At 65.6% G+C, this 15,568-nt stretch carries 14 protein-coding genes; 7 read left to right on the forward strand and 7 right to left on the reverse strand.

The window, feature by feature from the left end; genetic code table 11:
• Positions 1-1,160 (forward strand): ATP-binding cassette domain-containing protein (locus RJQ10_RS10605; protein ID WP_350146372.1); only part of this gene is annotated, 1,160 nt, incomplete at its 5' end.
• A 15-nt stretch (positions 1,161-1,175) separates the two neighbouring features.
• Here RJQ10_RS10605 and RJQ10_RS10610 read toward each other — a convergent pair.
• Genes RJQ10_RS10610 through RJQ10_RS10620 form a run of 3 tightly spaced genes read right to left on the reverse strand, consistent with a single transcriptional unit; the run spans position 1,176 to position 5,187 of the window.
• A complete protein-coding gene (locus RJQ10_RS10610) occupies positions 1,176-2,372 on the reverse strand; it encodes an amino acid aminotransferase (protein ID WP_350146374.1) in 1,197 nt (398 codons plus the stop codon).
• A gap of 21 nt (positions 2,373-2,393) precedes the next feature.
• Entirely contained in the window at positions 2,394-3,836 is a 1,443-nt protein-coding gene (pepD, locus tag RJQ10_RS10615; RefSeq protein WP_350146376.1) for a beta-Ala-His dipeptidase, read from the reverse strand.
• Positions 3,837-3,867: 31 nt separating this feature from the next.
• Positions 3,868-5,187, reverse strand: coding sequence for an NCS2 family permease (locus RJQ10_RS10620; RefSeq protein WP_350146378.1), 1,320 nt, complete (start codon positions 5,185-5,187; stop codon positions 3,868-3,870).
• A 153-nt stretch (positions 5,188-5,340) separates the two neighbouring features.
• On the opposite strand from RJQ10_RS10620, the gene RJQ10_RS10625 reads away from it, so the two are divergent.
• Entirely contained in the window at positions 5,341-5,919 is a 579-nt protein-coding gene (locus RJQ10_RS10625) for a phosphoribosyltransferase (RefSeq protein ID WP_350146379.1), read from the forward strand.
• Positions 5,920-5,925: 6 nt separating this feature from the next.
• On the opposite strand, the gene RJQ10_RS10630 is transcribed toward RJQ10_RS10625, so the two are convergent.
• Together RJQ10_RS10630 and RJQ10_RS10635 are read right to left on the reverse strand one after the other, a co-directional pair.
• On the reverse strand, positions 5,926-6,507 hold the full coding sequence (locus RJQ10_RS10630) for a cupin domain-containing protein (RefSeq protein ID WP_350146381.1): 582 nt from the start codon (positions 6,505-6,507) through the stop codon (positions 5,926-5,928).
• Positions 6,504-7,922, reverse strand: a complete 1,419-nt coding sequence (locus tag RJQ10_RS10635) for an amidohydrolase family protein (protein WP_350146383.1) — start codon at positions 7,920-7,922, stop codon at positions 6,504-6,506. Before RJQ10_RS10635 ends, RJQ10_RS10630 begins: the two co-directional genes overlap by 4 nt.
• A gap of 221 nt (positions 7,923-8,143) precedes the next feature.
• On the opposite strand from RJQ10_RS10635, the gene RJQ10_RS10640 reads away from it, so the two are divergent.
• Genes RJQ10_RS10640 through RJQ10_RS10650 form a run of 3 tightly spaced genes read left to right on the forward strand, consistent with a single transcriptional unit; the run spans position 8,144 to position 12,325 of the window.
• Positions 8,144-10,303 (forward strand): TonB-dependent receptor, encoded by a 2,160-nt coding sequence (locus tag RJQ10_RS10640; RefSeq protein ID WP_350146385.1) that lies wholly within the window; start codon positions 8,144-8,146, stop codon positions 10,301-10,303.
• 10 nt (positions 10,304-10,313) lie between these two features.
• Complete coding sequence (rbsK, locus tag RJQ10_RS10645; RefSeq protein ID WP_350146387.1) at positions 10,314-11,270, forward strand: ribokinase; 957 nt, start codon at positions 10,314-10,316, stop codon at positions 11,268-11,270.
• Positions 11,267-12,325: a purine nucleoside permease gene (locus RJQ10_RS10650; RefSeq protein ID WP_350146389.1), complete on the forward strand. Its 1,059-nt coding sequence runs from the start codon at positions 11,267-11,269 to the stop codon at positions 12,323-12,325. Before rbsK ends, RJQ10_RS10650 begins: the two co-directional genes overlap by 4 nt.
• Before the next feature lie 84 nt (positions 12,326-12,409).
• Here RJQ10_RS10650 and RJQ10_RS10655 read toward each other — a convergent pair whose 3' ends face one another.
• Together RJQ10_RS10655 and RJQ10_RS10660 are read right to left on the reverse strand one after the other, a co-directional pair.
• Positions 12,410-13,159 carry a sulfotransferase-like domain-containing protein gene (locus tag RJQ10_RS10655; RefSeq protein WP_350146391.1) on the reverse strand — a complete coding sequence of 250 codons (750 nt, stop codon included), beginning with the start codon at positions 13,157-13,159 and terminating at the stop codon, positions 12,410-12,412.
• A 5-nt stretch (positions 13,160-13,164) separates the two neighbouring features.
• Positions 13,165-14,103 (reverse strand): aminotransferase class IV, encoded by a 939-nt coding sequence (locus tag RJQ10_RS10660; RefSeq protein WP_350146393.1) that lies wholly within the window; start codon positions 14,101-14,103, stop codon positions 13,165-13,167.
• Between the two features lie 104 nt (positions 14,104-14,207).
• On the opposite strand from RJQ10_RS10660, the gene cmoA reads away from it, so the two are divergent.
• The gene (cmoA, locus tag RJQ10_RS10665) at positions 14,208-14,939 is read left to right on the forward strand and encodes a carboxy-S-adenosyl-L-methionine synthase CmoA (RefSeq protein ID WP_350146395.1); all 732 of its coding nucleotides are present in this window, start codon (positions 14,208-14,210) and stop codon (positions 14,937-14,939) included.
• A partial coding sequence (gene cmoB / locus RJQ10_RS10670) for a tRNA 5-methoxyuridine(34)/uridine 5-oxyacetic acid(34) synthase CmoB (protein WP_350146397.1) occupies positions 14,936-15,568 on the forward strand: 633 nt, incomplete at its 3' end. The genes cmoA and cmoB, both read left to right, overlap by 4 nt.

Below are 15,568 nucleotides of genomic sequence, written 5' to 3' on the forward strand. Positions count from 1 at the left end.
CAGAGGAGCGCGCCAACGCCCTGTTCGACAAGAAGCTGGCCCAGGAAGAGGTGTGGATACGCCAGGGGATCAAGGCCCGCCGCACCCGCAACGAGGGCCGGGTACGGGCGCTGGAGGCCATGCGCCGGGACCGCCAGCAGCGGCGGGAAAAGGTCGGCAGCGCCAACTTCAACATCGAGGAGGCCAGCCGCTCAGGCAAGATCGTGGCGGAACTGGAACACGTGGGCAAGGCCTTCGAGGGCCGGGAGGTCATTCGCGACTTCTCCACCATCATCCAGCGCGGCGACCGGGTGGGTATCGTCGGTGCCAACGGGGCCGGGAAATCCACCCTGGTGAAGCTGATCCTCGGCCAGCTGGCGCCCGACAGCGGCAGCATCAAGCTGGGCACCAAACTGCAGATCGCCTACTCGGACCAGCTGCGCGGCAAGCTGGAGCCGGAGCAGAACCTGATCGACAATATCTGCGGCGGCCAGGACTTCATCGAGATCAACGGCAAGCGCCGCCACGCCATCTCCTATCTCGGTGACTTCCTGTTCAGCCCGGAGCGGGTGCGCACCCCGGTCAAGGCCCTCTCCGGGGGCGAGCAGAATCGGGCCATCCTCGCGCGCCTGTTCAGCAAGCCCGCCAACCTGCTGGTGCTGGATGAGCCCACCAACGACCTGGACGTGGAAACCTTGGAGCTGCTGGAGGATATCCTGCTGTCCTTCGACGGCACGGTGATACTGGTCAGCCACGACCGCGACTTCATGGACCATGTGGTCACCCAGCTGTTGATCCTGCGCGGCGACGGTACGGTGGAAGAGCAGGCGGGGGGGTTCAGCGACTGGGAAGCCCGCGGCGGCAGGCTTTCGGACCCCGCCAGCCGCGGCCAGCAGATGCCGGCCAACAAGACCGAACCGCCACCGGCGCCGGTCGCCACGGAACCTGCCGCAGCGCCCGGCCGGCGCAAGCTCTCCTACAAGGAGCAGCGGGAGCTGGAAGCATTGCCAGGCAAGATCGAGGCACTGGAGCAGCAGCAGGCAGCCTTCCAGGCACAGACTGCGGACCCCGCTTTCTACCAGCAGAACCGGGAGACCGTCGACAGGGTGCTGGCGGAGCTGGCCGCGGTGGACACCGCCCTGGAAGCCGCCATCGAACGCTGGACCGAGCTGGAGGACTGACCGGGAAACTCCGGATCAGTGGCTGGACAGCACCGCGCCCACCGCTGCGGCGAGATATTCGATATTGGCGCCATTGACCCCCGCCACATTGATGCGGGACGAATCCAGCATGTACACGCTGTGCTCTTCACGCAGCGCCAGAGCCTGTTCCGGGCTCAGGCCGAGGAAGGAAAACATGCCCTTCTCCCGCTCGATGAAGCTGAAATCGCGATCGGTGAACTGCTCCAGCTTGCTCACCAGGCTGGTGCGCAGGCCGTTGATGCGCCGGCACATGGCCTGCAGTTCGTCTTGCCAGTTGGCATTGAGCTCGTCGTCAGCCAGCACGCGCGCCGCCAGCAGGGCGCCGTGGGCCGGAGGCATGGAGTAGATCCGGCGCGCCGCGACCTGGGCCTGGCTGCGCAGCGCCAGGGCACTCGCGGGGTTCGCCGAAGCGAAAATCGTCGCCCCCGTACGCTCCCGGTACAGACCCATATTCTTGGAACAGGACGCGGCGATGATCACCTCCGGCAGCCGCTGCACCAGCAGGCGCAGGCCGGCAGCGTCCTCCTCCAGTCCGTCTCCCAAACCCTGGTAGGCGATGTCAACAAAAGGCAAAAACCCCTGCTGCGCCGCCATGTCCGCGATCGTGCCCCACTGCTCCAGGGTCAGGTCCGCGCCACAGGGGTTGTGACAGCAGCCGTGGAGCAGGACCACATCGCCACGCCCGGCCCGTTTCAGGTCGTCCACCATGGCATCAAAATTGACGCCGTGGCTGACCGGCTCGTAGTAGCGGTAGGTTTCAAACTTGAGACCCACACTGCCGAGCAGCGGGATGTGCACCGGCCAGGTCGGGTCAGACACCCACACCCTCGCCCCCGGCGCCGCGGCATTGATGATTTCCGCACCGATGCGCAGGGCACCGCAGCCACCCGGGGTCTGGATACTGCTGACCCGACCGTCCGCCAGGGCCGCGCTGTCCTCCCCCAGCACCAGCCTCTGCATGCCCTGGTTGAATACCGGATCACCGGCCGGGGGCATATAGACCTTGGTCTTTTCCTCGTCGACCAGCGCCCGCTGGGCCAGGCGCACGGCGTCGAACACCGGGCACACCCCCTCTTCGTTCATGTACACGCCGAGCGTAAGATCGACCTTGTTCGGGTTCGGGTCCGCGCGGCAGGCAGCGGCAAGCCCGAGGATGGAATCTTCGGGAACCTGGGGCAGTGTTTCCAGCATGGCGTTTGTCCTCCTTGAGGGTCAGAGTTCCGCCAGCAGGGCGGTCAGGTAGTGCCAGAACGGCGGCACGGTATCGATGCGCAGCCGCTCGGTGGGTGAGTGGGCGCCGCGGATGGTGGGACCAAAGGAGAGAATGTCCACATCCGGTTTCTTGCTCTTGAGGATCCCGCATTCCAGGCCCGCGTGAATGGCCTTGACCGCCGGTTCGCTGCCGAACAGACGCTGGTGCAGGGCCTTGCCCCGGGCCAGCAGCGGGCTGGCAAAATCCGGCTGCCAGCCGGGGTAGCCGTCGATGCGCCGGATGTCCAGGCCGGCGAGCCGGGCCAGCCCCTCTATGCCCGCGCGCAGTGGCAGTGCCTGCCCGGCGTTGAAGAAACGGTAGCTCGCCTCCAGCTCCAGCGCACCCTCCCGCAGCTGCAGGCGCGCCAGGTTACTGCTGAGGTCGACCAGGTCCGCGGGCTGGGCCAGGCTGTAGGCCTGCGCGCCGTGCGGGAATGCCGCCAGCAGGGCCAGCACCCGCTGGCTGTCCGCCGCGCTCAGCAGCGGTAACGGTGCCAGCGGCACCAGGCTCAGCGACAGGGCGTGGTCCGCCGGCGGCAGGTAGCCGCGCCAGCAGTCCACCAGGGACTGCAGGCGCTCCTCGAGAGCCTGCGCCTCAGTTTGTGTACAGGCGAACGAGACCGTGCCCTCCCGCGGGATCACGTTGTGGGCGACGCCGACACTGGCGCCGGCCAGCTGCACAGCATCCACCTCCGCCAGGCACTCGGCCAGCAGTTTGAGCGCGTTGCCGAGCTGGTGATGGATCTCGATACCGGAGTGACCGCCAGCGAGCCCCTTCAGCTCCAGGCACCAGCAGGACAGCCCGGCGGCGGGCTGCTGCAGCGGATAGCGCCCGCTCAGGATCCAGCCACCGCCACCGGCGCAGCCGACATACAGCTCGTGCCAGTCCTCGGTGTCCAGGTTCAGCATCACCTCGCCGCTGAGCAGGCTGGCATCCAGCCCCAGCGCGCCGCCCAGCCCGGTTTCCTCATCCACGGTAAACAGCAGTTCCAGCGGCGGGTGCTGGACATCGGTATCGGTCATCACCGCCAGCGCGGCCGCACAGCCCACGCCATTGTCGGCTCCCAGGGTGGTGCGATCGGCCAGCAGCCAGCCGTCCTCGACTTTCAGGCTCAGGGGGTCGGTAAAAAAATCGTGGGCCTTGTCACCGGTTTTCACCGTTACCATGTCCAGGTGGTTCTGGATAATCACGGTGCCATGGTGTTCGCGCCCGGGCGAAGCCGGCACATAGACCACCAGGTTACCGGTGGCGTCCAGCTGCCAGCGGCAATCGTGGGCCTGCGCCTGGCCGATGACATAGTCGCGCACCGCGTCCTCCGCTTTGGAAGGCCGAGGAATCTGCGAGATGCAGTAGAAGTGTTCCCAGAGGTGTTCCGGGTCACTGGGATAGGTAGCTGGTTTCATCGCCGGGATTATACCGGAGCAGGGCGTGGGTTCACATCAGCGCAAACTTGGCGATGAAGATCAACGCCAGGAACCAGGCGCCGGGGGATATATCCCGGTATCTGCCCACGAAGAGCTTGATCGACACATAGCTGATAAAGCCGACCGCGATCCCGTTGGCGATGGAAAAAGACAGCGGAATCATCACCACGGTGATCATCGCCGGCACCACCTCGGTCATGTCCTCCCACTCCAGCCCCTGCAGACTGGTCAGCATCAGCATTGCCACGTAGACCAGCGCCCCGGCAGTGGCAAACCCCGGCACCATGGCGGCCAGCGGCGCGAAGAAGATGGCGACCAGGAACAGCGTGCCGACGGTAACCGCGGTCAACCCGGTGCGGCCACCGGCAGCGACCCCGGCAGCGCTCTCCACGTAGCTGGTCACCGGAGCGCAGCCGAGGAAGGCCCCGAACACGCTGGAGGTACTGTCCGCCTTCAGTGCGCGATCCAGGTTGCGGATGCTGCCATCGGGATTCATCAGGCCGGCGCGATTGGCCACCCCCAGCAGGGTGCCGGCGGTATCAAACAGGTTCACGAACAGAAAGGCGATAATGACGCTGGTCATGGCCACATCCAGGGCGCCGCGGATATCCAGCTGCAGGAATACGGGGGCCACGCTCGGCGGCGCCGCCACCAGACCCTGGTACTCCACCAGGCCCGTGCCCAGGGCGATGCCGGTAATACCCAGGATGCCGATAATGATCGCACCGTGGACCTGGCGGATGGACAGGATAGCGATGACCAGAAAGCCCAGTGCCGCGAGGAAAGGCTCAGGGGCGGCGAGATCGCCAAGGGTGAGATAGGTGGCGTCGCTGGCGACGACAATGCCGCCGCTCTTCAGGCCGATAAAACCCACGAACAGGCCGACGCCCGCGCCCATCGCCACCCGCAGGTCCAGCGGTATGCTGTCCAGCATCCAGCGCCGCAGGCGGGTGACGCTCATGATCACGAACAGTACCCCGGCGAGGAACACGGCACCCAGGGCCACCTGCCAGCTGTAGCCCATGTCGGCGACCACGGTGTAGGTGAAGAACGCGTTCAGGCCCATCCCCGGGGCCAGGCCGACCGGCCAGTTGGCGTAGAGACCCATCAGGTAGCAGGCCAGGGCCGAGGCCAGACAGGTGGCGACGAAAGAGGCCTGCGGATCCATGCCGGCGCTGGCCATCATCTGCGGATTGACGAAGATGATGTAGGCCATGGTGACGAAGGTGGTGGCTCCGGCAATCAGCTCGGTGCGAACGTTGGTACCGTGTTCGGACAGCCGGAAAAAACGCTCCAGAGGGCCTGCCGCAGGCTGGTTACCGTGCTCCATGGTGCTGCTTGCTCCCTGTGTCAGGCGCGCGACGAAAGGCGAAAGTGTACGCAATCGCCACGGGGGGCACCATAGCCGGGGCCGGCCGGCGGGGAAAGCTGTGCTAATCTCTGCGCCACCCCCGCAGAACAGACTCTTGAGGACACCACCGCCATGCACAAGCACTACATCAGCGCCCAGCAGTTGCTGGAAGATTCCTTCAGGCTGGCGTGGCAGGTGCATACCAGCGGTTATCGACCCGACTACATTGTCGGGGTCTGGCGCGGTGGGGCGCCGGTGGGAATCGCGGTGCAGGAGCTACTGGACGTGCTGGGGGTGGAGGCGGACCACATCGCCATCCGCACCTCGTCCTACACCGGCATCGGCGAGCGCAGCCGTCATGTCCAGGTGCATGGCCTGAACTACCTCATCAAGCAGCTGGAATCGGAGGATTCGCTGCTGATCGTCGACGATGTGCACGACTCGGGCCTGTCCATAGACCAGGTCATCCACGACCTCCGCCATGCCTGCAAGAAAAACACGCCGGAAATCCGCATCGCCACGCCCTACTACAAACCGGGCAACAACCAGACCGACCGGGTGCCGGACTACTATATCCACGAGACCAGCGACTGGCTGGTGTTCCCGCACGAGCTGCATGGACTGACCGCCGCGGAGATCCGCGCCAACAAGCCCGAGCTCGCCAGTATCATGCCCGAGCTGGAGCAGCACCTGCTGGCGAAGGGTCAATAGGCAGTTTCAATTGCGGGTATAGGCCCGGACCACATCGGCGTGCTGCGGGAACTGCTGCAGCAGCAATGCGCGCGTGCCCAGGGCCATGTCTGCATAGTCGAAACCCGGGGCAACCGCCTCGCTGATCAACCCGTACTCGCCCTGCGGCAGGTGTGAGGCTTTCCAGACGCCGCCCTGCACGGCCAGTTGCAGGCGCTGGCCGGCCGCCAGATCCGGGCCCAGCACCGCGGTCTCCAGGCGCCCATCCGGATGCAACAGGTAGTAGTGCACGGGGGCGCCCAGATGGTGGAAGTGGACGATGTCCGACTCGTTGCGGTGCCAGTGGCCAATCGGGGAATCGTCCGTCAGCAGATAGTGGATGGCGGTCATGGTGTAGCGCGGGCCGCGCGGCGTTGCCAGCTGTGGCCGGTGGTCGGGCTGGAAGGTACGGGCAAAGTAACCGCCCTCGACATGGGCCTGCAGACCCAGACTGGCGATCAGGCTGGCCTTGTCCGGCACTGCCACCGCGGTCGCCGCGGGGTCCGCGTGGGCAACCCCGGCGCCAGTCACTGCCAGGGCGCAGCCCAGTAAAATACCTGTGATTCTCATGCGTCGCTCTCCTGTTGTTCGCGCAGGGCCTTGCGAATACGGTCGCTGGCCAGGGATATCGCCGCCCGCAGTGCCGTCTCATCCAGAGTGAGCACCTGCCGGTCCCGCATCAGCACTTGCCCGGCCACGATGGTCGTCTGTACATCCTGGCTGTCCAGCACATACACCAGGTGGGATATCACATCGTACAGCGGCAGGTGATGGGTCCGGGTGACGTCCAGCTGGATCATGTCCGCCTGCATGCCGGTTTTCAGCTGGCCGATGACCTCCCCCAGGTGGATGGCCGCCGCACCCAGCCGCGTAGCCATCGCCAGCGCCTGGCCGGCCGGCATGGCGGTGGGATCGCCGCTGGCAACCTTGTGCAGCAGGGCCGCCATCCGTACTTCTTCCCAGAGGTCGAGATCGTTGTTGGAGGCGGCACCATCCGTACCCAGGCCAACGTTCACGCCCGCCGCCAGCATCGCCGGCACCGGAGAAATACCCGCGCCCAGTTTCATGTTCGACGTGGGGTTGTGGATCGCGCCCACTCCGGCCTCGGCGGTCAGGGCAATATCCACGGCATCCAGCTGCACCATATGCGCTGCAATCAGCGGCAGCCGGTACATGCCCAGCCCCGCCACATGGCGCACCGGGCTGGTCTCGTACTCGGCGGCGATGAACCCGGTCTCTGCTGGCGCCTCCGCCAGATGCATGGTGACCACGGCGCCCAGCTCGGTGGCTTTTTCCACCGTGGCCTGCAGGTGCTCGGCCGAGACTGTATACGGCGCATGCGGCGCAAACGCGGGGGTAATGCGGGGATGCCGGCCCTGCCAGCGGCGCACGAAATCGGCGGCGGCGGCGAAGGAGTCATCCCAGCCGGTAAAGCCGGGGCTGGGGTAATCGATATGCGGGGAACCGATCACCGCCCGCAGTCCGCAGCGCTCTACCACGGAGGCAATTTCGTCCGGATAGAAATACATGTCCACGAAGGTGGTGGTGCCCCCGCGGATCATCTCCCAGCACGCCAGCTCCGTGCCCGTGCGCACGAAGTCGGGAGTAACGAAGCGCCCCTCCATCGGGAACACGTAATGATTCAGCCAGGTCATCAGGTCCAGGTCGTCGACCATACCCCGGAACAGGGTCATCGCGGTGTGGGTGTGGCCATTGACCAGGCCGGGCATCAGCACCCTGCCCTCGCCCGCGATGCTGTCCCTGGCTACCCAGGTCCGATCGATACGGTCCCGCGGACCGACGTCCACGATCACGCCCTCGCGGACCACCACCGCAGCGTCTCGCAACTCCGGCTGCCCGGGATCCATGGTCAGCAGGTAGTCACCGTACACAATGAGGTCGGCACCGTTGCCGGGACTGGCTCCCGCAACCACCGGTAGCGACAGCCAGCCCAGCACAATCCAGGGCGCGAAACGCTTCAACACAGGCATTCTCCCGTCCCGCACATCGGGGGACACAATAGGTTAACCCGCCCTCGAGCTGGGCAAATTCTGGTATTTTTGCCGCGGGGGGCTGCGACAGTGGCTCCAGGGGTGTAAATTTTGCACACATGCGCCGCCAAGGCCACCCGCGGGCACCAGAACCCGCTATCGCTCCGCAAGAAACCGCCGATCGCACCCGACCAGTTTACTCAGGAGAGACATCCATGAAGAGGATCACCGTACCCCGGTTGGCCCTGACCGCCGCCATTGTGGCAGCGACCACCGCCACCGCCCCCGCCATGGCGCAACTGGAGGAGATCATCGTCACCGCGCAAAAGCGGGAGCAAGGCCTGCTGGATGTCCCCCTGTCGGTCGCGACCATGTCCGGCGAGCGCTTCACCGCACTGTTTGAAGGTGGTGCGGACATTCGCGGGCTCTCCACCCGGGTACCGGGCCTATACGTGGAGTCGTCGAACGGCCGGGTCGCGCCGCGTTTCTACATCCGCGGCCTCGGCAACATCGATTTCGACCTCGCCGCGTCCCAGCCCGTGTCCATCATCATGGACGAAGTGGTCAAGGAAAACGTGGTCCTGAAAAGCTTCCCGCTGTTCGATGTCGAGCAGGTTGAAGTCCTGCGCGGCCCCCAGGGCTCCCTGTTCGGTCGCAACACCACCGCCGGCATCGTCAAGTTTGACTCCCGCAAGCCGACCCGCGAACTGGAGGGCCACGCCAAGGTCGATATCGGCGAACTCGACACCCTCAACTTCGAGGGCGCAGTCGGCGGCGGCCTCAGCGACACGGTCGCCGGTCGCGTCGCGGTGCTGTACCAAAGCCGCGGCGACTGGATCGACAACGCCTTCACCGGCGAAGATGACGCCCTCGGCGGCTTTGTCGAAAAGGCGGTCAAGGGCTTCCTGCTGTTCGAGCCCAATGACCGCGCGAGCGTGCTGCTGGGCGCCCACCACCGCGACCTGGACGGCACCGCTGCGGTGTTTCGCGCCAACGTATTCACCACCGGCAGCAACAAGCTGAACGAAAACTATATCCGCGACACGGTGTTCTTCGATGAGGGTGACAACAACCCGCAGGAATACCGCAACACCGGCGTCAACCTCAAGGTCGAATACGATTTCGACAGCGTGACCCTGACCTCAATTACCGCGGGGGAAGACGCCAAGGGCCGTAGCCTGGGCGATATCGACGGCGGGTTCGGCGCTTCATTCCTGCCGTTCATGGGACCGGGCTTCATCCCGTTCCCCGCCCAGACCCAGGACGCGGCCGATGTCCAGCAGTTCACCCAGGAGCTGCGCCTGTCCAGTAACAGCGACGGCCGGCTCAACTGGCAGACCGGCCTGTTTTATTTCGACTCCGACCTGGACGTGGAAACCAATCCCTTCTTCGCACCGGCAACCACGGTCACTCATGAGAACACCTCGGTAGCGGTATTCGGCCAGGTCGACTACGCGCTCACCGATGCCTGGACCCTGACCGCGGGCCTGCGCTGGACCGACGACGAGAAGGATTTCTTCGCCCCGGGATTCGAGGAAAGCGTGTCCGATGACCAGGTCAGCGGCGATCTGGCCCTGTCCTTTGCCGCCAGCGACAGCTCCCTGTACTGGGCCAGGGTCGGCACCGGCTTCCGCGCACCCACCATCCAGGGCCGGGACGTCGCCTTCGGCGCGGCACCGTCCATCGCTGATTCCGAGACCATCACCTCCTTCGAGCTGGGCTACAAGGCTGAGTACCTGGACGGACGCATGCGCCTTAACGCTGCGCTGTTCTACTACGAAGTGGATGACATCCAGTTCACCGCCGTGGGTGGTGTCGACAACTCCATCCAGCTGGTGAACGCCGAGCAGGGCACTGGCCAGGGCGGGGAAGTCGACATCGAGTGGGCCCTCACCGACAACTTCGCGGTGACCTTCGGCGCCGGCTATGCCGATACCGAAATCGAGGACAGCAAGCTGCGCGTGGGTTCCTGCGGCAGCGGCACCTGCACCGTCCGCAATCCCGTGGACAGCAACGGCCTGGTATTGGTGGACGGCAACCCCTTCCCGCAGGCGCCGGAGACCACCTTCAACTTCACCGCTTCCTGGACCCTGCCCGTGGGCCGCGAGTCGGAGCTGTTTGCCTTCACCGACTGGTCCTACCAGGGTGATACCCAGCTGTTCCTCTACGACGCCGTCGAGTTCGTCACCGACGGCCAGTTCGAGGGCGGCCTGCGCCTGGGCTGGCGCCTGCGCGACGGCAGCTATGAAGTGGCCCTGTTCGGCCGCAACATTACCGACGAGGAAAATGTGCAGGGAGCGATCGACTTCAACAACCTGACCGGCTTCACCAATGAGCCGCGGGTCTGGGGTCTGTCCCTGTCCAGCACGTTCTGACGGAGGGACCGTGAGCAGACTGGTCGTTGTCGGCTCCAGCAACACCGACATGATCATCCGGGTGCCGCACTTGCCGGCTCCCGGAGAGACTGTTCTCGGCGCCAGCTTCAGCACCGCGGGGGGCGGCAAGGGCGCCAACCAGGCGGTGGCTGCGGCGCTCGCAGACGGCGACGTCAGTCTCATTGCCTGTGTCGGCAGGGACAGCTTCGGCGATGCCGCACTGGCCGCCTTTGCCACCGCCGGCATCAACACCGACCACTGCGTTGTCGACCCGCAGGCCCCCTCCGGGATTGCCCAGATCCTGGTGGACGCGAGCGGAGAGAACAGCATCGCGGTGGCGCCGGGCGCCAATGCCCGACTACAGCCCCGCCACATCGACAGCGCCGGGCGCCTGCTGGAGAAGGCCGCCGTGGTGCTCCTGCAGCTGGAAACGCCGATGGACACTGTGCTGGCCGCAGCCCGTTGCGCCAGCAGCGCCGATGCGGTGGTGATCCTGAACCCGGCCCCGGCCGGGGTGCTGCCCGAAGAGCTGTATCCCCTCCTGCAGCTGCTCACCCCCAATGAAACCGAGGCGGCGTTGTTGACCGGTATCCAGGTATACGATGCCGGCTCTGCCGCGGCTGCGGCCGATACCCTGCACCAGCGCGGCGTCGGCACCGTCATCATCACCCGCGGCGCCAGGGGCGTATTCCTGTCCCAGCGCGACGGCGCGCGGGAACCCCGGCGCAGCGAGTTTCCGGGCTTCCCGGTGACCGCGGTGGACAGCACCGCGGCCGGCGATGTGTTCAATGGCTGCCTGGCTGTCGCCCTGACCGAAGGCCTGGCGCTGCCCCATGCCATACGTTTTGCCCAGGCCGCTGCAGCGCTTTCGGTGCAGCAGCACGGGGCGCAGTCCAGTGCACCGACCCGGGCTGCGATAGAATCCTTCCTCACCTCCCACCCAACGGCGGAAACGAGTTCATCATGAGAAGATCTGTCTTGCTTGGCCTGCTTGCACTGCTGGCATTCCCCGCGCTGGCACAGACCGCAGCCCCGGACCCCATTCCGGTCAGGGTCGTGGTCGTCACCATGTTCGAAACCGGCGCCGACAGCGGCGATGACGCCGGCGAATTCCAGCGCTGGTACGAGCGCGTGCCGCTGGACACCCGCTTCCCGGCCCCGCACATGCACCACGACATCCACATGAACCTGGAGGCCGGCGTGCTCGGTATCGTTACCGGCATGGGAACGGCCAATGCCGCCGCCAGCGTCATGGCCCTGGGCCTGGATCCGCGTTTCGACCTCAGCAAGGCCTACTGGCTGGTCGCGGGCATCTCCGGCTTCGACCCGGCGGATGCCTCACTCGGCTCCGTGGCCTGGGCCGAATGGCTGGTGGACGGCGACCTGGCCCATGAAATAGATCCCCGGGAAATTCCCGAGGACTGGGATCACGGTTACTTCCCGCTGTTCAGCCAGGGGCCCGGCGACCCGGAGCGCAAGAGCTACAGTCTGGGCGAGGTATTCAGGCTCGACGCCGGCCTGGTGAACTGGGCCTACGGGTTGACCAAAGACATGGAGTTGCCCGACCACGAAACCCTGGCCGCGGCCCGCAAGCCCTACGTGGACTACCCGGTGGGACAACAGCCACCGAAGGTAATCAAGGGTGACCAGCTGGCTGCGATGACCTTCTGGCACGGCAAGCTGCTCAACGACTGGGCCAACGAGTGGGTCAAGTACTGGACCGACGGCGAGGGCGAGTTTGTCAGCTCGGCGATGGAGGACACCGGCACCTACCAGTCACTGACCTACCTGCACGAGGCCGGCAAGGTCGACAAGCACCGGGTACTGGTGCTGCGCACAGCCTCCAACTTCACCCTGCCGCCGCCCGGCAAGACCGCCGCCGGGTACCTGCGCGAAGAGCAACACGACAGCTACGCGGGGCTCGATGCGGCGTTGGAGAACGCTTACCTGGTGGGCATGAAGGTGATCGAGACCCTGCTCGCGGACTGGGACAGGCATGGCGAGACCCCACCCGGGCGCTAGCGTTGCACCACCGCTGCGAGCCCCGTCCCGGGCCCGGGACGCAGAGAGCTGTTCCGGGCCGCAGCGACGGTTCGCCACGACGCGCTACAGGGCGTGCTGCAGCAATCGGGAATAGAACCCCTCCGCCTCCTCACACATCGCCTCGCAGCCGGGCGGCACGGGAATCTCCGCCAGCGGCACTTCACTGACTGGCTCGAAACCGGTGGTGCGCTCCACCGCCGCGTACCAGTGCGGTGCCCAGACACCGTCGCTGGCGCGCCGCCCCGCCGGCCAGTGCAGCATCCGCGCGCTGAAGGGAATGCCCACCCGCGCACAAAGGTCGCTCAGCACGCGTTCGGGGTCACGCAGGGTCCGGGCGGAGTCAATCACCGGCGGTGCCGCGCCGAGGCGGTCCGCGACCCGCTGGAACAGCGCCCACTGCTGCGGGAAGCCCAACTCCTCGATGGCGAACTGCGGCCGGACTTTCGCGTAGGAGGCAATGATCCGCCGCGGCTCGCGAATCAGGAAACAGTTCTGCAGGCCGTCGGTCCAGCCCATGTCCATGGCCGGCAGAATGTGTTGGGTCATGTGTTTCTGGTAGAACACCGGGCAGCTGGCGGGATTCGCCGTTTCCGGCAACTCCTCGCACAGCTGCCGCGCGACCTCCCGCCATTCACAGCTCATGCTGGCCATGACCTCGGCACCGGCGGGATGCTCCAGGCCCGTGGCCTTCAGGTAGTAACCATAGAACGGCTCGTCGACCACCGCGCAATCCGGACGGTTCTCGAACGCCCGCATCAGCGCAGTGCTGATGTTGCGCGGACCCGACCACATTGCAATTCGCAAGACAGACATATGCCTCAGCCTCGCGGATGCTGCTTGCCGGGACCGTCGATATAGCGCGCCACCGTGGTCCGGTATTGCGCCTGCAGCCGCTTCACCATTGTCCGCTCGGCACCGGCTTCACCGATAACGCGGCCATCCACTTCCGTCACCGGCACCAGGCCGGCAAAGGTTCCGGTGACGAAAGCTTCCTCGGCATTGTAGACATCGGTCAGGGTAAAGTTCTTCTCGCGCACTGTGAGGCCCAGTTCCCGGCCCATCTCCAGCACCTTGCCGCGGGTGATGCCATCGAGGCAGTAGTCACCGGTGGAGGTCCAGATCTCGCCGCGGCGGACAATGAAGAAATGGGTGGAATTGCAGGTGGCGACAAAGCCGTGGGGGTCCAGCATCAGCGCCTCGTCGGCGCCGGCCTTGGTAGCCTGGATGCAGGCGCCGATGCAGTTGAGCTTGGAGTGGGTGTTGAGGGTCGGGTCCTGCACATCGGAATAGCCGCGGCGCACATACACCGTGTACAGGCGCACGCCCTTGTCCACCACTTCCGGCAAGGCCTGCTTGTACTCGGGAATAATCACCACGGTCGGCGGCGTGATGGTCATCCGCGGATCCTGGTAGGGCGTGGCCTTGACCCCGCGCGACACCATCAGGCGGATGTGCACACCATCGCTCATGTCATTGGCCGCCAGCAGGGCATACAGTCGCGCTGCGAGTTCTTCACGGCTGAAATCCGGCTGGAAATCCAGGGTCTTCATGCCCTCAAACAGGCGCTCCAGGTGGCGCTCCAGGAACAGCACGGTGTTGTTCTCCACCCGCAGGCCTTCCCAGACGCCGTCGCCAAGAATAAATCCCGAGTCGAATACCGAAATGCGCGCTTCTGCGCGGGGGAACAGTTCGCCGTTGATGTCGATCAGGATGTTTTCGTTGCGCGGGTCGCCCGCGTACTCGTGGGTGCCTTTCATGTATCTGCTCCGGGAACTTCGCGGCCCGTATTGTGCGCTATTCGGGCCGCCAGTACATCCATGGTAAACTTCCGCCCAACCCCGATACCCTTGAAACCGCTGCCGTGACCGACTCCCGCGACACCATCTACACCCAGACAGTCAGCGAACCTGCGGCCTTCCAGTTCGATGACCGTGTGGCGCGGGTGTTTCCCGACATGATCAAGCGCTCGGTCCCGGGCTATACCACCATTGTCGCCATGACCGGCCTGCTGGCGGGGCGCTTTGCCACCCCGGGCAGTCGCATCTACGATCTTGGCTGTTCCCTGGGAGCTTCCACCCTGGCCATGCGCCAGCAGGTACAACACCGGGACTGCCTGATCATTGGTGTCGATAATTCCGCGGCCATGCTGGAGCGCTGCCGGACGGTCATCGACACCGACAGCCACGATATCCCCGTGGAACTGGTCTGCGCCGACCTGCGGGACCTGGCCATCGAGGATGCCTCGGTGGTGGTGCTCAACTTCACCCTGCAGTTCATTGCCCGCGAGCAGCGCGACGCAATCATCAGGCGCATTTACCAGGGCCTGCGTCCCGGCGGCATCATGGTGCTGTCGGAAAAGGTCACCTTCGAGGACCCCCACCTCGACGCCCTCAATATCGACCTGCACCACGAATTCAAGCGCGCCAACGGCTACAGTGACCTGGAAATTGCCGGCAAGCGCAACGCCATTGAGAACGTACTGCTGCGGGACACACTCGGCGAGCACAAGCAGCGCATCCGCAAGGCCGGCTTCGGCAGCTGCGATGTCTGGTTCCAGTGCTTCAACTTCGCCTCGCTCATCGCCCTGAAATGATCGACTACCAACCCCTGATCCGGCGCTGGCAGCACAGCGCACTGGCGCCCTGGGCAGAGCTGCTGCCGGCGCAGCTCGCCCGGGGCCTCGCGATCGAACGCTACGGCGACCTGCCGCGCTGGCTGGCAGCACTGGACGCGCTGCCCGAAATTGTCCCCAGTCGTATCCACCTCGACCGCGCCAGGGTTGGCGCCGACTGCAACCCGCCGCTGGCGCCCGCCGCGCTGGCCGCCCTGGGCACAACACTGCAGGGCTTGCATCCCTGGCGCAAGGGCCCGTTCGACCTGTTCGGCGTGCATATCGACACCGAGTGGCGCTCCGACTGGAAGTGGCAGCGGCTGCAAGGGCACATCGACCCGCTAAGCGGCCGCCGCGTGCTCGACGTCGGTTGCGGCAGCGGCTACCACTGCTGGCGCATGGCCGGGGACGGCGCCGCAGAAGTCATCGGTATCGACCCCACCCCGCTGTTTGTAGTCCAGTTCTGGGCCCTGCAGAAATACCTGCAGCAGCCCGGCGTCTGGGTGCTGCCCCTGGGCATCCAGCATGTACCGCCGAAAATCGCCGCCTTCGACAGCGTGTTTTCCATGGGTATTCTCTATCACCGGCGCTCCCCCCTGGACCACCTGCAG

Origin of the sequence: Haliea sp., from assembly GCF_040222615.1 — a bacterium.
In the GTDB taxonomy this organism is placed as follows: Bacteria; Pseudomonadota; Gammaproteobacteria; order Pseudomonadales; family Halieaceae; genus Haliea.

What these genes read in the sequence shown, in the direction of transcription:
- RJQ10_RS10650 (WP_350146389.1), top strand. Translation starts at nt 11,267, where the DNA reads ATGAGAAGATCTGTCTTGCTTGGCCTGCTTGCACTGCTGGCATTCCCC.
- RJQ10_RS10625 (WP_350146379.1), top strand. Translation starts at nt 5,341, where the DNA reads ATGCACAAGCACTACATCAGCGCCCAGCAGTTGCTGGAAGATTCCTTC.
- RJQ10_RS10655 (WP_350146391.1), bottom strand. Translation starts at nt 13,159, where the DNA reads ATGTCTGTCTTGCGAATTGCAATGTGGTCGGGTCCGCGCAACATCAGC.
- RJQ10_RS10620 (WP_350146378.1), bottom strand. Translation starts at nt 5,187, where the DNA reads ATGGAGCACGGTAACCAGCCTGCGGCAGGCCCTCTGGAGCGTTTTTTC.
- RJQ10_RS10630 (WP_350146381.1), bottom strand. Translation starts at nt 6,507, where the DNA reads ATGAGAATCACAGGTATTTTACTGGGCTGCGCCCTGGCAGTGACTGGC.
- RJQ10_RS10640 (WP_350146385.1), top strand. Translation starts at nt 8,144, where the DNA reads ATGAAGAGGATCACCGTACCCCGGTTGGCCCTGACCGCCGCCATTGTG.
- RJQ10_RS10610 (WP_350146374.1), bottom strand. Translation starts at nt 2,372, where the DNA reads ATGCTGGAAACACTGCCCCAGGTTCCCGAAGATTCCATCCTCGGGCTT.
- RJQ10_RS10660 (WP_350146393.1), bottom strand. Translation starts at nt 14,103, where the DNA reads ATGAAAGGCACCCACGAGTACGCGGGCGACCCGCGCAACGAAAACATC.
- pepD (WP_350146376.1), bottom strand. Translation starts at nt 3,836, where the DNA reads ATGAAACCAGCTACCTATCCCAGTGACCCGGAACACCTCTGGGAACAC.